14 protein-coding genes and 1 pseudogene are annotated in these 14994 nt (G+C 67.3%); 8 read left to right on the top strand and 7 right to left on the bottom strand.

From position 1 onward, the window contains the following. Window positions 1-4: 4 nt before the first annotated feature. The gene (locus tag DPV79_RS15830; protein WP_113045849.1) at window positions 5-730 is read right to left on the bottom strand and encodes a class I SAM-dependent methyltransferase; all 726 of its coding nucleotides are present in this window, start codon (window positions 728-730) and stop codon (window positions 5-7) included. 188 nt (window positions 731-918) lie between these two features. On the opposite strand from DPV79_RS15830, the gene DPV79_RS15825 reads away from it, so the two are divergent. From DPV79_RS15825 to DPV79_RS15815, 3 genes are all read left to right on the top strand, one after another. Then, window positions 919-1926, top strand: a complete 1008-nt coding sequence (locus DPV79_RS15825) for a hypothetical protein (RefSeq protein ID WP_113045848.1) — start codon at window positions 919-921, stop codon at window positions 1924-1926. 258 nt (window positions 1927-2184) lie between these two features. Then, the gene (locus DPV79_RS15820; RefSeq protein WP_059587098.1) at window positions 2185-2772 is read left to right on the top strand and encodes a DUF4410 domain-containing protein; all 588 of its coding nucleotides are present in this window, start codon (window positions 2185-2187) and stop codon (window positions 2770-2772) included. 726 nt (window positions 2773-3498) lie between these two features. Beyond that, a complete protein-coding gene (locus DPV79_RS15815) occupies window positions 3499-4308 on the top strand; it encodes a TlpA disulfide reductase family protein (protein WP_021160604.1) in 810 nt (269 codons plus the stop codon). A 34-nt stretch (window positions 4309-4342) separates the two neighbouring features. On the opposite strand, the gene DPV79_RS43650 is transcribed toward DPV79_RS15815, so the two are convergent. Continuing rightward, window positions 4343-4474, bottom strand: coding sequence for a hypothetical protein (locus DPV79_RS43650; RefSeq protein ID WP_269139196.1), 132 nt, complete (start codon window positions 4472-4474; stop codon window positions 4343-4345). 497 nt (window positions 4475-4971) lie between these two features. Here DPV79_RS43650 and DPV79_RS43350 point away from each other — a divergent pair, with 497 nt between their 5' ends. After that, window positions 4972-5166: a SymE family type I addiction module toxin gene (locus DPV79_RS43350; RefSeq protein ID WP_226233541.1), complete on the top strand. Its 195-nt coding sequence runs from the start codon at window positions 4972-4974 to the stop codon at window positions 5164-5166. Next, entirely contained in the window at window positions 5163-5483 is a 321-nt protein-coding gene (locus tag DPV79_RS15805) for a helix-turn-helix domain-containing protein (RefSeq protein ID WP_060280166.1), read from the top strand. The genes DPV79_RS43350 and DPV79_RS15805 overlap by 4 nt, the downstream gene beginning before the upstream one ends. A 173-nt stretch (window positions 5484-5656) precedes the next feature. Here DPV79_RS15805 and DPV79_RS15800 read toward each other — a convergent pair whose 3' ends face one another. The 4 genes from DPV79_RS15800 to DPV79_RS15785 form a co-directional block, all read right to left on the bottom strand. Beyond that, entirely contained in the window at window positions 5657-6061 is a 405-nt protein-coding gene (locus DPV79_RS15800; RefSeq protein ID WP_021160608.1) for a hypothetical protein, read from the bottom strand. Between the two features lie 259 nt (window positions 6062-6320). Then, window positions 6321-7913, bottom strand: coding sequence for a DHA2 family efflux MFS transporter permease subunit (locus tag DPV79_RS15795; protein ID WP_113045847.1), 1593 nt, complete (start codon window positions 7911-7913; stop codon window positions 6321-6323). Beyond that, entirely contained in the window at window positions 7910-9028 is a 1119-nt protein-coding gene (locus tag DPV79_RS15790; protein WP_059587090.1) for an HlyD family secretion protein, read from the bottom strand. Before DPV79_RS15790 ends, DPV79_RS15795 begins: the two co-directional genes overlap by 4 nt. Before the next feature lie 47 nt (window positions 9029-9075). After that, on the bottom strand, window positions 9076-10596 hold the full coding sequence (locus tag DPV79_RS15785; protein WP_482764114.1) for an efflux transporter outer membrane subunit: 1521 nt from the start codon (window positions 10594-10596) through the stop codon (window positions 9076-9078). A 98-nt stretch (window positions 10597-10694) separates the two neighbouring features. On the opposite strand from DPV79_RS15785, the gene DPV79_RS15780 reads away from it, so the two are divergent. Both DPV79_RS15780 and DPV79_RS43345 read left to right on the top strand, forming a co-directional pair. Further along, window positions 10695-11468, top strand: a complete 774-nt coding sequence (locus tag DPV79_RS15780) for an AraC family transcriptional regulator (protein ID WP_113045845.1) — start codon at window positions 10695-10697, stop codon at window positions 11466-11468. A gap of 102 nt (window positions 11469-11570) precedes the next feature. Beyond that, window positions 11571-11741 (top strand): annotated as a pseudogene (locus DPV79_RS43345) (helix-turn-helix domain-containing protein); the annotation flags it as partial. A 104-nt stretch (window positions 11742-11845) separates the two neighbouring features. On the opposite strand, the gene leuA reads toward DPV79_RS43345, so the two are convergent. Beyond that, entirely contained in the window at window positions 11846-13555 is a 1710-nt protein-coding gene (gene leuA, locus DPV79_RS15770; RefSeq protein WP_165843526.1) for a 2-isopropylmalate synthase, read from the bottom strand. A gap of 960 nt (window positions 13556-14515) precedes the next feature. Between leuA and DPV79_RS15765 the strand changes: the two genes are divergently transcribed. Next, window positions 14516-14905 (top strand): fucose-binding lectin II, encoded by a 390-nt coding sequence (locus DPV79_RS15765; protein ID WP_021160613.1) that lies wholly within the window; start codon window positions 14516-14518, stop codon window positions 14903-14905. The last annotated feature ends 89 nt before the right edge of the window (window positions 14906-14994 follow it).

The raw sequence follows: 14994 nt of genomic DNA, 5'->3' as shown, positions 1-14994 counted from the left end.
GCGCTCACCCCACCGGCCGCGCCTTGATCCACAGAAACAGCGGCACGCGCGCCCATTGCTTCAGTTGATCCGTATCGGCCTGATCGGGCGGCGGCTCGCGCAGCGACACGATCGCGAACCCGGCCGCCTCCAGTGCTTCCATATACGCCTGCAGCGGCAGCGACCAGCCCGCGAAATGCATCGACAGCCCGTCGCGCGTTTCCACGCCGTCGAAGTGCTCGCGCCCGAAATAGCTGCCCTTCAGCACGAACGGCGCATCGGGTTGCGGCCCCGCGAAGCCGCCGCGATCGCGAAACGGATGCACGAGCGAGATGAACAGCAACCCGCCCGGCTTCAGCACGCGGCGCGCCTCGTTCAACGCGCGCTGCATGTCGTCGAGATCCATCAGCACGTTGTACGCCATCACGAGATCGAAGCTGGCCGCGTCGAACGGCAGCGACGCCGCGTCGGCCAGCTCGTAGCGATGCGCGGAATCCGCGTGCCGGGCGGCGTCGAGCATCGCGGGCACCACGTCGGTCGCGGTCACGTCGTAGCCGAGCGCCTTCAGCTCGCGGCTCACGCGGCCTTCGCCGCAGCCGATCTCCAGCGCGCTGCCGGTGTCGCGGCCGATATAGGCCGCGAGCCCCGCGCGGTATTTCCAGAACGCATCGTGCCCGGGCTTGCCGGCCCAGCCGATCCATTGGTCGGCGACCTGTGTCCAGTGTTCGGTGATGGCTTTCGTGTCGGTCATGCGCGCTCCCGCCCGGTGTGCGTCGTTGGCTCAGGATGCGCATGGTAAGCCGATGCGGCGGAACGCGCGACCAGGCTGCGCCGCGCGGCCGGTTTCCGTTTCCGGCGGCGACGTTCTACAGTGACATAAAACAATCCGCGCCGCGTCGCCACCGCCTGGCGATGCGCACCCGATTCCGAGGACATCCCATGCCGAGCATCCTGGACGCGCCCGCCAATCTGCCCCCGAGCTCCGTCGCGGCGGAAACGCGCATGGTGCACGACGTCGCGACGCTGAAGCCGTCCGACTACCGTTCGGCGGACGGCATGTCGTGGGTCATCTCCACCATCACGCCGGCCGCGGACAGCGGATCGAACGTGACCGGCACGACGTACTTCGACTCCGCGAAAGGCAAGACCGTCCCGCTGCCCGACGCGCGCCGGCGCTATGCGAATCGCGGCACGTGGCAGGTCGTCGCGAGCTCGAGTCCTGCCGTGCCCGCTACCGGCCGCTACGACTGGCTGACGCTCGCCTGGCTGCCGATCAACCGGCGGCCGCTGCCGCAAACGCCCGAACACCTGTATTCGCCGTTCATTCGCGGCGGCACGATCGTGTATCGATGGAATCCGGCGGCGGAAGGCGGCGAGCAGTTCGGCAACGTGCGGATGATCTTTCCGGAATGGACGCGGCAGGTGGCCGATGCGTTGCGGTCTGCGCCGGCAGAGTCGCCGGGTGGCGCCAGCACGTCGGCCGCACCGTCGGCGCTCGATCGCCTGACAGCGGACACGAACCCGATGACCGCCGTGCTCGACTTCGGCGACGCACTGCGCGACGAGCCGGTCGAGCGAATCGTCGCGCGGCTGCCGGCGCTGCTGCGCGTGAAGGACCTGCACGAACTGTCGGCGATCGTGTTCCTGTGCCTGTCCGGATCACGCGCAGAAGACCGGCCGCGCCTCGCCGAAGCGATCAACGGATCGATCGCGTCGACCGACGACAGCGCACGCCTGCTCGCGATTGCATATGGCGCGTTCGCGGCCGGCCGGGCACGGCCCTATCCGTTCAACGATGCGGGGCAGGCCGCGCGTATCAACGACGTGTTCGGCGCGTTGAAGCGGCGGACCGCGGCGCTCGACGTGCCCGTCGCGGAAGGCTCGCCGTGGTACGAGTTCTTCACGGCATATCGGCTCGGCGGGGCGGCGCCGGGGAACAACCCGTGACGACGGGCACATAGCCGGTGCGGCCACGGCGGAAGCCGGCCTCCCGCTTGCGCGTGGAACCCGTCGCTACGGTGAACCGCGCGCCGTCATCGCCCGTCACGTGAGCGGCGCATGTCTGCATCGGCGCCGAAGGCCGCGACGAATCCGGATCAAACGGAATGTTCGATCTATTCGACCATTTGAACCGGATCGCCCTGTGCTAGATTCGCGCCCGGCCATAGAGCCATCTCAAATAACCCGAACCAAAAAGACCAAATCATGAAATCTGTATTCCGTCATGCCGCTCTGGCATTGGTGACGATCGGCTTCCTGTCGGGCTGCGCCAGCAGCGTGACACGCGACGCCAGCGATCCGGCGGGGGCCGCCGTGACTGCTTCGACGATGAAATTCGGCACGAAACCCGTGGTCGTGAAGGTCACGCTCGACAATACCGCGCAGGAAGCGTTGAAAGACAACCTGAAGTTCGACGCGAAGAAACTGCAGGAAAAAATCGAAAGCGCGCTGGATGCACGCAAGCTGCTGGCAAAAGCGGATTCGACCGATGCAATGCACCTGAACGTCGAAGTCAACGGCATTCGCGTGCGCTCGAGCTTCTCGGCCGTCATGTTCGGTTTCATGGCGGGCAACGATCACGTCGACGGCACCGTGACGCTGCTCGACGCCGACAATCATCAGATCGACCGCTTCAAGGTATCGGCTTCGTACGCGCTCGGCGGCATCGCCGGCGGCATGGACGATACGCGCATGAGCTGGCTGTACGAGAAGTTCACCGAGCAGACGCTGACGACGCTCGAACCGGCGGCCGGCGCGCAACAGGCGAACGCCACGCAGACGAAGACGCAGTAATGCCCGCCGCCCGGCGGGCCGCGGATGCGCGGCCCGCCGGGCGGCTGCGATCGCGCTCATCCGCCGGCGACGATGCGGATGTCGCATGCAACGATCGTCGTCGACCGGGGGCCTTTCAGCCTGCCCCGCCTCTCACCGCGCTCCCGCGCGCGGCATGACTCCATCGCCGAATTCCTGAATACGCTCGCAAGCCACGCTTGCGCAAATGCTCAGCCATCGGTCGGCCGATCAGCAACGACGGTTCGTGTGTGTTGCCTCCATCGGAACCCTGTGCCTGCCATCAACCTGGCGCCACGTCGTGCGCGAGTGACTGCCCGGTGCCCGAATCCGGCGACGATCCCGTTTCGTCGGATCAGCCGGCATGAATCGGATCGCGGCCGTGCCCATCTGCCGCCACAACGCATACACGATCGCATGTGAAACGATGGGAATGCAGCCGCTCGGGGAGCCGACCGTCAGGCAGAGATCCCTTTCGAGACACCGGCGGACACCACGCCGGATCGGCGACCGCATTGTCGATGAGCGATTCTCAACCGATCATCAGACCAGCCCGAATGACTGCACGCTTACCGGAAAATGACGGCATCCTGACTATGTGCGCGCCGCGCCGGGAACCCGCGCGCATCGGGCCATGTCGAATCGCATCACGACCGTTGACTGCATCGCGTTCATCGGCCGATCATCGTCCTCCTGCCCCCGCTCGATCAAGTCGCCCCTTTCCTGCTCATGTTAAGCATCGGTCCCTTCTCGATCCGCGTCGTCGCGGTGGCCGTCGCCGCGCTGCTCGCGTGGCTCGTCGCCCGTTTCATCCAGCGCCGCCCGCCGGACGGCCAGCACAAGACCGCATCGAGCCTGATCCTCGATACCTTGCTGCTCGGGCTGATCGCCGCGCGCATCGGCTACGTCGCGCAGTGGTGGCACGAGTACGCCGCCGCACCGCGCGCGATCGTCGCGCTCGGCGACGGCGGCTTCGACTGGCGCATCGGCCTCGCGGCCGGAATCGTGTTCGCGGGCTGGCGCGTGCGCCGCCTGCCCGCGCTGCGTCGCCCGGTGATGGCCGGCATGCTCGCGGGCCTCGCCGCGTGGGGCATCGCGCAGGGCACGCTCGCAACGTTGCAGCACGGCGCGCCGCCGCTTGCCGCGTTGCGGCTCGAAGCACTCGACGCCACGCCGGTGCCGGTGCAACGCTTCGCGGGCAAGCCGGTCGTCGTGAACCTGTGGGCCACGTGGTGCCCGCCGTGCCAGCGCGAAATGCCGATCCTCGCGCAAGCGCAGCAGGATCATCCGGGGATGACGGTGCTGATGGTCAACCAGGGCGAAGACGCGCAAGCGGTGCGCGCGTTCCTCGAACAGAAAGGGCTGCGGTTCGATCACGTGCTGCTCGATCGCACACTGCATGCAATGCAGGCCTATGGTTCGCGCGGGCTGCCGACGACGCTCTTCTTCGATGCGAAAGGCAATCTCGTCGAATCGCACATGGGCGAGATCACCGCCGCGCGGCTGAAGGACGCCGTGGCGGACCGATTCGGCCAGTAACGCGCGTCGGCCGAACGGCCGCGGCATCGCTGCGTCACATCCGCGCCTCGACCGCGGCGAGCCGGGCCGGCAGATGGACGCGCTGCACGCATGATGCGCGGCCGCCGTTGCGGAAAGCACGGCAGCGTTCCCGCGCAAGTTCGGGCGGCACCTGCACGACGCCCATGACATCGTCGTGGGACGTGTGGCGGGCGAATCGGAGTATTCGACCGACACGCTTTCTGACATATCGTCAATAAAGTGACGACACGGCTCGCCGGCGCAATCGCCGGGGAAGCGTTTCGCAGCAAGCCTGCAAGACATCGGGGCATCCATCCGTGCAGACGAAGACGCTCCGGACCGACACCTGATGCCGGCCGATCTCGGCTAGAGTGATTGCACGTTTTCGCGTGGAATGTCATTTCATTTCGTCATGCCAACCATGTGACGGGATGTCGATCAAAATCCACTGCGTAAACGAGCGCGGCCCGCGCGTGCACTACCACGCGCGGGCCGCTGACCACAACCCACTCTGTACAGGAGTCAGTCATGGCTGACGGGAATCATAACGCACCGGTTCGCTTTCACGATTGTTCCGTGCCCGCTCGCACGTCTTTTCAGACTCGCCGCATCGTTCCACATCTCAGGCTCGCCGACACGGCACCGCCGGCCCTCCATCTGTGGATGAAACTGTCCGGCCGCTGGATCGACGCAGCGGGTTTCGAACCCGGGCAGCGCTTGCGGATCGAGGTGATGCACAAGCGGCTGGTGGTCACGCCGATCGAAGACGGGCCCGGCGACGATTTCGGCCAGGATGCCGATCGCGCAACACGACCGCCGCGGCCGACGTTCTCGGTGATCACGGGAGGCGCACAATGAATCGCAACAACTCACGACAACGTGCCGACACGTTGCCAGCCGACTTCGGCCTCGATGACGCGGGAGCACTGTCGGCCAAATCCGCGCTCGTACTGAAGATCAACGCACTGACCGTCTCGCGCGGCCTGAGCGAAGACGAGACGGCGGCGCTCGCGGAGATGGCCCGGCCGGTCGTCACGCCCGAGCAACGCGAAATGCTCCGGAACGTCTCGCTGGAACTGTTGATGCAGACGCTGGTGTCGCTGGGTCAGCAGGTGGAAATCGTGGTGCGGCCTGCGGGGCCATCGAATTCGGCAGGCATCACGGTTTCGGTCTGACAGTCGGCAACATGAATGAAGGGGGGCGTAGCGGCCGGGCCCGGCCGCCGCCGGATGCCCGTCACGGGCGAGCGGGAGGAAGCACAGTGCCGGCTCGCAGCAACCATCCTCGGCACATCGGCCCGGCCGCGCCCCCGTCGCCCCGCGTTCAGGCGATGCGCCGGACCCGGCGATCAGGGGCGCGACAACACCATCACACGACCTGACACACGCTGCAGCTTCAGCCAGCCCGTGTCGGCCGTAAATTGAAGCTGCTGCAGCGGAAAATCGAACTCCGCGCGCTGCGCGGCGCTGATCACCGCATCGGCGATCCAGCGGATCAGTTCCTTGCCTTCGTCAGTCGTCTGGTGGCCGTTCTGGACACCATAAAAATAGCGGTTCCCGGCGTTGACCTCGTTCTGAACCTGCATCCAGTGCCCCGGCAGGCCCCGCTGCGTCCTGAACAGATCGGCCACCCGCTGCGTCGTCAGTCCGCGCGCCCACAATGCGCCGTTCACGGCGGGGCGCGCCAGGTTGTGGCGATCGGCTTCCTGGGCTTGCTCCTTGATGTCGCCTTTCAGGGAATCGGGTTTCGTCATGACGCTTTCCTCGCGATGGGCCCGACAAAGGGCCGGTTGAATGGACAAGGACCACGGAGAGGGGAGGCTAACGCGCGAACCTGCGCGACCCTGGCGTCCGTGGCCACCACGAACGACAGGCCGGCGACATGCGCCGGCCTGGCTCACGATATCGGCCGCAGGCCGGTCGTCCCGCCTGCGCCGGGTGAACGATACCCCCATTGCGGGAATTCTTCGCCTGTCAGGTATGTCAGGCTTCGATATCGGGCGTCCGTCCCCATCACGCTTTCCTTTTCCCCTTCAACAGGAACGCCGCCGCCGTACATCCCGCCATCGCAACACCCGCGATCAGGAACGTATCGCTGTACGCCATCAACAGCGCCTCGCGCATCACGCGCTGGTTCACGAGCGCGAGCGCCAGCTCGTGCACGCCGCCGGTCGCCGAACCCGGCAACGCATCGGCACGCGGCACATGCACGCGCGACAGCAACCGCACCAGCATCGCCATCCGCTCCTGAAACGCTTCCGAGAACGGCGAAACGGCCTCGCCGATCCGCATCGCATGCAGCTTCTGCCGCACGACGACGACCTGGCTCGCCACCGCGATGCCGATCGCACCGCCGACGTTGCGCACCATGTTGAACACGCCGGACGCCGAACCGAGCTGCGCCTTCTCGATCCCGTCGACGGCCATCACCGACAGCGCGATCACCACGAGCGACTGCCCGATCCCGCGCACGACGAGCGACGGCACGATCACGTTCGACGCGGCGTCGGCGGTCAGGTGGATGTTCATCAGGCAGCCGGCCGCGACGAGCGCGAAGCCGAGCACGATCGTCGCGCGCGGGCTCGTGCGGCGCATCAGCGGCGGCGTCAGGAACGACATCACGAACTGCACGAGCCCGTACGGGATCATCGCGAGGCCGATGTCGCGCGCGCTGTAGCCGTGCAGCTCCGCGAAGTAGTTCGGCACGAGAAACACGACGCCGAACACCACCGCGCCGAACAGGAACTGCATCAGGCTCGCGATCCCGAAGTTGTAGCGGCCGAGCAGCCGCAGGTTGATGAACGGCGCCTCGCGCCGCAGCTCGATCGCGACGAACGCGACGAGCCCCGCCACCGCGACGATCGACAGCTCGACGATCAGGTCGGACGCGAACCAGTCCTTGCGCCCGCCCTCCTCCAGCACGATCTGCAGCGCGCTCAAGCCGATCGCCATCGTCGCGATCCCGAACCAGTCGGCCTGCCGCAGCTTCGCCAACTGCACGGGCACTGGGCGGATCGCCCACGCGATCGCCGCGATCAGCGCGATCGCGGGCGGAATCTGCAGATAGAAGATCCAGCGCCACGAATACATGTCGGTGAGCCAGCCGCCGAGCGACGGCCCGGCCGCCTGCGCGACGTTGTTCGCGACCGCGAACAGCGCCATCCCGAGCGGATGCTTCGACGGTGGCAGCTCGGTGACGATCAGCTGGAACGACAGCGGAATCAGCACGCCGCCGAACGCGCCCTGCAGTGCGCGCGCGACGATCATCGTCGAAATGGTCGGCGCGACCGAGCACGCGATCGAGAACGCGAGGAACCCCGTTGCGCCGACGAGCAGCACGCGGCGCGCGGAGAACACCTGCACGAGCCAGCCGGTGAGCGGAATCACGACGATCTCGGCAACCAGGTATGCGGTCGAGATCCACGAGCCTTCCTCGAAGCTCGCGCCCAGCGACCCGCGGATGTCGGGCAGCGACGCGTTCGTCACATGCACGTTCATCCCCGCCATGAAGCAGCCGAACACACCGCCGAGCACCGCGACCCACGCGCGCAGCGAGACGGTTTCATCTTGCGCGGCCTGCGCGGCCCGCGATGCCGCGGCCGTCACGATCCGGCTCCCGGTGCGCCGCGCGTATCGACGCGCGCGATCACCGACATGCCGGGCCTCAGCACGAGGCCCGGCGGCGGCGCATCGAGGCGGATCTTCACGGGTACGCGCTGCACGATCTTCGTGAAGTTGCCGGTCGCGTTGTCGGGCGGCAGCAGCGCGAATTCGGCGCCCGAGCCCGGGGCGAGCCCCAGCACGCGGCCGTGCAGCGTGCGGCCCGAGTAGGTATCGACGTCGATCTCGACCGGCTGCCCGTCGCGCATCGCGCCGAGCTGCGTCTCCTTGAAGTTCGCGACGACGTACACGTCGCGCAGCGGCACGACCGCGAGCAACGGCATCCCGACCTCGACGTACTGGCCCGCGCGCACCGCCCGCTGGCCGATCGTGCCGTCGCGTGTCGCGCGGATCACCGTGTGCTCGAGATCGAGTTGCGCCAGCGCGAGCTTCGCGCGCGACGCCGCAAGGCGCGCACGCGCCTGCTCGATCGCGGCCGCGCTTTGCGCACGGCGCCGGCGCAACACCGTCTGCTGGTCGTCCTGCGCGCGCACGGCCGCGCCGGCGCGCGCCAGTTCCGCGCGCGCCTTCAGCGCATCGGCGTGCGCCTGTTCCCAGCGCTGCCCGCTGGCGGCCGATTCGGCGAGCAACTGCTTGTAGCGCGCCGCATCCGCGTCGCGTCGGGTCGCCTCGGCACGCGCGGCGGCCGCGTCGGCCTGCGCCTGCTCGATCACGCTGCGCTGCTGGCCGACCTGTGCGTCGAGCGTCGCGGCCGCGGCTTCCTCGGCCTGCAACGTCGCATCGGCGGCGGCAACGGCCGCCTGCGCGTCGTCGAGCTTCGCGCGATAGTCGCGATCGTCGAGCGTGACGAGCACGTCGCCGCGCTTCACGGGCTGGTTGTCGTCGACGGCCACGCTTGCGACATAACCGGCCACCCGCGGGCTGACGGTCACGATGTCGGCGCGCACGTATGCATCGTCGGTGTGTTCGATGAAGCGGCCGACCGTCCACCAGCGCCAGCCGAACCCGGCCAGCACGATGACGGTGATGAAGGCGCCGGCGGCGATCCAGTGGCGCCGCGCGAAACGGGCGGATTTCTCGGGTACGGCTGTGGTGCTCATGATCGGAATCGGAAGGGTTGAGTGCGTGCAGATTCACGAACGGCCGGTCAGGGCCCGTTCACGTCAATAACGGGCTTGCGCTGGCCCTGACGCTGCCAGCCGCCCCCCAGTGCCTCGAAGACGGCAACCTGATCGAGCGCGACCTGCTGCGTCGACGCGGCCAGTGCCGCATCGACCGCGACGAGGCTGCGCTGCGCGTCGAGCACGCCGAGAAAATCCAGCGCGCCCGCGTCGTAGTTCAGTTTCGCGAGCCGGAAAGCGCGCGCGTGTTCGGCGCGCGCGGTTTCGAGCGCGGCCTTGTGGCGCCACTCGGCGCCATATCGCGCGAGCGCCTGTTCGGTTTCCTTCAGCGCGCGCAGCACCTGCGCGTCGAACGACGCGCGCGCGGCCGCATCGTCCGCACGTGCCTGCGCGAGCTGCGCGCGGCTCGCCGCGAGATTCGGAAAGCGCCAGGTAATCAGCGGCCCGACGCCCCACGCGATCGCGTACTTGTCGCCGAGCGACGACGGACCGCCGGACGTCGACAGCCAGTTCACCGACCCGCCGAGCACGATCGACGGATACAGCTCGGCCGTGGCGGCACCGATCCGCGCGTTCGACGCGGCGAGCCGGCGCTCGCTTTCGCGCAGGTCGGGCCGGCGCCGGAGCAGCGCGGCACCATCGCCGACCGGAAATGGCCGCGCCAGCGCCGGCGTCGCATGGCAGCGCGCGGCCGCATCGGGAATCGCGCCGGGCGCGTGCCCGGTCAGCACCGCCAGCTCATACAACGCGGCGCGGCGCGCGCCAGTCAGCGCCGGCAGTTCGGCACGCGTATCGTCGGCGAACGCGCGCGACCGCGCGACTTCCAGATCGGACACGAGACCGTGCGTGCGCTGCCGTGCGGTCAGCGCGGCGAGGCGGTCGGCGATCGCGACCGAACGCTCGGCCACGTCGATCCGCTCGCCGTACGCGCACGCCTGCGCGTAGGCGGCCGTCGTCTCGGCGGCCACCGCGACGCGCATCGCATCCGATGCCGCCTGCACGGCCTCCGAATCGGCGCGCGCGGCATCGACGAGATGGCCGACACGCCCCCACAGATCGATTTCCCACGACAACGCGAACGACGGCGCGAATCCCCAGCGCGTACGCGCATCCGTGCCGTTCGCGCTCGCGACGATCTGGTCGGGCGCGTGCTTGCCGTAGTCGACACCGAAGCCGGCCGTCGTATCGGGCAATCGCGCGGCACCCGCTTCGTCGAGCACGGCGCGCGCACGCGCGACGCGTGCCGCGGCCACCGCGAGATCGCGGTTTTGCGCGAGCGCTTCGCGCACGAGTGCGTCCAGCGCGGGATCGTCGAACAGCTGCCACCAGCGATCGGGCAACGCGCCGCCCGGCGCGACGGGCGCATCGACCGCGGCATCGAACGGCGCGCGATGTGCCGCATCGATCGACGGCGGACGATACGGCTCGCCGACGGAGCATGCGCCAAGCATTGCCGCGCTCAGCAGCGTGGCGGCAATGCGCGGCGCGCAAGACGAGGCGGCAAAGGGTAAATCGAAGGAAAGCGAAGCAAGGAAGGAGGCGCGCATCGTGCGGTGGCAGTCGAACAAACGATGGGCCTATGGTAATTTCGGCACATTCAGTCGATCTCGCGCGCAAAGCGCATTCGTCGTCGAGAAAAGGACAAGTGGACCCATTTTTCAGCGCGCTCGAGCGCAAGGACAAGCACAAGCAGATCGCGGTCGCCGTGTCCGACGCGGCGTCCGGTGTCCTGTATCCGCCGCATTCGCACCGGCACGGCCAGCTGATTCACGCGATCTCCGGCGTGATGCTCGTGTATGCGGATGCCGGCAGCTGGGTCGTGCCGACCGGGCGCGCGGTGTGGGTGCCGGCGGGCACGCAGCACGAGATCCGGATGGCCGGCGACGTGCAGATGCGCTCGGTGTTCGTCGCGCGCGAAGTGCGGCCGAGCCTGCCGGGCGAGTGCCGCGTGATCGAGGTCGGCACGTTGCTGCGCGAACTGATCGTGACCGCGTGCGAACTGCCGGCCGACTACGACCTTTCGCATCGCGCGGGACGCGTGCTCGCGCTGATCCTCGACGAAATCGAAATCGCGCCGCTGCTGTCGCTGCATGTGCCGATGCCACGCCATCCGGCACTCGCCGCGCTGTGCACGCAGCTGATCAACGACCCGTCGGTGGCCGTCACGCTGCAGTCGTGGGCGCGCGATGCGCACATGAACGAGCGCACGCTCGCACGCACGTTCAAGCGCGAGACGGGCATGACGCACGGCGCATGGTGCCGCCATGCGCGATTGCTGCTGAGCCTGCCGCGCCTCGCGGCCGGCACGCCGATCCTCGAACTCGCGCTCGAGCACGGCTACGACAGCCCGAGCGCGTTCGCGGCGATGTTCCGCAAGGCGCTCGGCGTGCCGCCGAGCGAATACTTCCGGCGCCGATAAGCGGCGCTGTCCGTTTCGCGACGATCGCGCGCTGCCGCGCGTGCGCGGCGCAACGTGTGGCCCGCTACCGTAACGGCATCGCACGACACTCGCGCTCCGCCGATGGATCTGATTCAACGCATGCAGGTTTTCGTCACGCTCGCCGACGCGGGAACCTTCACCGAAACCGGCAAGCGGCTCAAGCTCACGACCGCGTGTGTCAGCCGCACGATCGCGTCGCTCGAAACGCATCTCGGCATCCGGCTGCTGAACCGCACGATGCGCTCGATGTGCCTGACCGGAACTGCGCGATGCGCTTGCCGGGCCGCGCGGCGGCCACCGCGGCGACGGCGACGCGACCGCGCCGGGCACCGCCGGCGCAGCCGCCACGACGCCGCTTACGCGACAGCCTTCACCGCCTGCTGCGCGCCAAAAAACGTCGCCTGCGCCGCTTCGTCCGCGCGCGCATACGCGCGGTTGACCCCGCTGATCACCGCGCGGATCGACGCGGTCGTCAGGTTCGCGTCGATGCCGACGCCGAACGCGCTGCCGCGCACGCCCGTGCCGGCCAGTTCCGCGATCGCGATCGCCTTCGCGTCGGCGCCTTGCGACAGCGCACGTTCCTCATAGTGCTGGATGCGCAGCGGCGTACGCAGCGCATGCATCAGCGCGTCGAGCGGGCCGTTGCCTTCACCGCGCAGCACGCGGCGCTCGCCGTACACGTCGGCGGTCAGCACGATCGTCTCGCGGCCTTCGCGTTCACTCAGCTCATGGCCGACATAACGCAGCGGCGCGTCGCCTTCCACGTATTCCTGCTGGAACAGCGACCAGATCTGCGCGCTCGTCACCTCGAGCCCGCTGTCGTCGGTCAGGCGCTGCACGGCCGCGCTGAAGTCGACCTGCAGGCGGCGCGGCAGCGCGACGCCATAACTCTGCTCGAGCAGGTACGCGATACCGCCCTTGCCCGACTGGCTGTTCACGCGAATGATCGAGTCGTACGTGCGGCCGACATCGCTCGGGTCGATCGGCAGGTACGGCATTTCCCATACGGCGTCGGGTTTCTGTACCGCGAAGCCCTTCTTGATCGCGTCCTGATGCGAGCCGGAGAACGCGGTGAACACGAGGTCGCCGACATACGGATGGCGCGGATGGATCGGCAACTGCGTGCATTCCTCGGACGTGCGCGCGACTTCGTTGATCTGCGAGAAATCGAGGCCCGGATCGACGCCCTGCGAGTAGAGGTTCAGCGCGAGCGTGACGAGATCGACGTTACCGGTGCGCTCGCCGTTGCCGAACAGGCAGCCCTCGATCCGGTCCGCGCCGGCCATCACCGCGAGCTCGGCCGCCGCGACCGCGGTGCCGCGGTCGTTGTGCGGATGCACAGACACGATCAGCGCATCGCGGCGCGCGAGGTTGCGGTGCATCCATTCGATCTGGTCCGCGTAGAAGTTCGGCGTGCCAACTTCGACCGTGGCGGGCAGGTTCACGATCGCCTTGTGCTCCGGCGTCGGCTGCCAGACGTCGAATACGGCGTCGCAGACTTCCTTCGCGAAATCCAGCTCGGTCGCCGTGAAGGTTTCCGGGCTGTATTGCAGCGTGAAATGCGTGTCGGTCGCGGCGTCGGCGAAGCGCTTGATCGTGCGCGCCGCGTTCACCGCGAGTGCCTTCACGCCGTCGCGGTCGAGGCCGAACACGATCTTGCGGAATTCCGGCGCGGTCGCGTTGTACAGGTGCACGATCGCGCGCTTCGCGCCGCGCAGCGAGTCGAAGGTACGCTCGATCAGGTCGTCGCGGGCCTGCGTGAGCACCTCGATCGTCACGTCGTCGGGAATGTGGCCGCCTTCGATCAGTTCGCGCACGAAGTTGAAGTCGGTCTCAGATGCCGACGGAAACGCGACCTCGATCTCCTTGAAGCCGATCGCGACCAGCATCTTGAACATCCGCATCTTGCGCGCCGCGTCCATCGGCTCGAACAGCGACTGGTTGCCGTCGCGCAGGTCGGTGCTCATCCAGATCGGCGCTTGCGTGATCGTGCGCGTCGGCCACATGCGGTTCGGCAGGTTGACGGGCGTGAACGGTCGGTACTTCGTCGCGGGGTTCTTCAGCATCATGATGTTCGGTCCTCGGTCGGTTGGTCGGGAAACCGCGGCGCGATGGCCATCAGTCGTGGTGGCAGGCTGCGCGCACAGCGGTGAAAACGGTGGAAAGCGGCACAACGGCAAAGCGGTACGGCGAACGACAGCCTTGGCGGTTGAGCGACCGGGACGGAGCGGAACGATTCGGAAGAAAGACGAACTCAGGCGCCGGTCGACAACCGGGGCCAGGTCGGTGATGCGGGGGAAATCTGGCGCTTCAGGAAAGAAGCAGATGGAAAGCGCGCAGCCGCAGACCCAGCCCGGAGAAACGGGCTAGTAGTCGTAGCGAGAAGAGGGGCTGGGCGGCTTGCATGGCCGGAATCAAATCACAAGGTGACGGGGGCTGTCAACGGGCCGGACGCAAATGGCGCCGAATTTGATCGCTCAGAATCGGTCGTGTCCGATAGGCATCGCGCAGCCCTGTCGATATGCTTCATGGGTGCGGCGCCGGTGGGGCCCTGTTCGCGTTCGGAGTGAGTGGGTCAATCCACTTCGCCGGTTGCCGCACCCCATTTCCGTTGCGATCGGGTTTCGGCGCGGGCGTTCGGTGGTGGCCGGTGGGCGCGGCCATGACCGAGATGCTGATGTTGAAACGAACGCTGCCAAATGCGAACACCGAACGTCCGCGCCCAAGCCCGCTTGCTGTCGCCTCACCTGCCACCCCCGCCTCCCCTGCCCCTCCGGCGCAATCACGCATCGTTCAGAAAAGCGATATACACGCCGATATAGTTTCCCGAATATTTCCAAATAACACCAATTAAACACGCTTCATTAAATCGATTAACCCTGGTTTTCGATTTACTGAACAATAGTCATTCCTCGGTGAATATTTTCTGATTTATTTTTCGGCATGCTCGATGCGTCGCATTTCAAACGGAAAACGTTTGTGCGACATGGCTCCAAGCCTTACCCATCATTCCTCAGGAGGAAAGCATGGCCGATTCTCAAACGTCTTCCAATCGCGCCGGCGAGTTTTCGATTCCGCCGAATACCGATTTCCGCGCGATTTTCTTCGCGAATGCCGCCGAGCAGCAACACATCAAGCTGTTCATCGGCGACAGCCAGGAACCCGCCGCGTATCACAAGCTGACGACGCGCGACGGCCCGCGTGAAGCGACGCTGAATTCCGGCAACGGCAAGATCCGCTTCGAAGTGTCGGTGAACGGCAAGCCGTCTGCCACCGACGCGCGCCTCGCGCCGATCAACGGCAAGAAATCGGACGGCTCGCCGTACACGGTCAACTTCGGGATCGTCGTGTCGGAAGACGGCCACGACAGCGACTACAACGACGGCATCGTCGTGCTCCAGTGGCCGATCGGCTGACCTGACGCACGGCTGACAACCGACCACCGCCGGCCGCCTCCGGGCCGGCCGGCGGTCGGGCACCGCATTCAGCGGCACCTCGCGCCGCA

Source organism: Burkholderia reimsis (assembly GCF_003294055.1).
GTDB classification, from domain to species: domain Bacteria; phylum Pseudomonadota; class Gammaproteobacteria; order Burkholderiales; family Burkholderiaceae; genus Burkholderia; species Burkholderia cepacia.
Note: the sequence above shows the minus strand (reverse complement) of the source record. Positions and strands in the feature narration are given on the sequence as shown.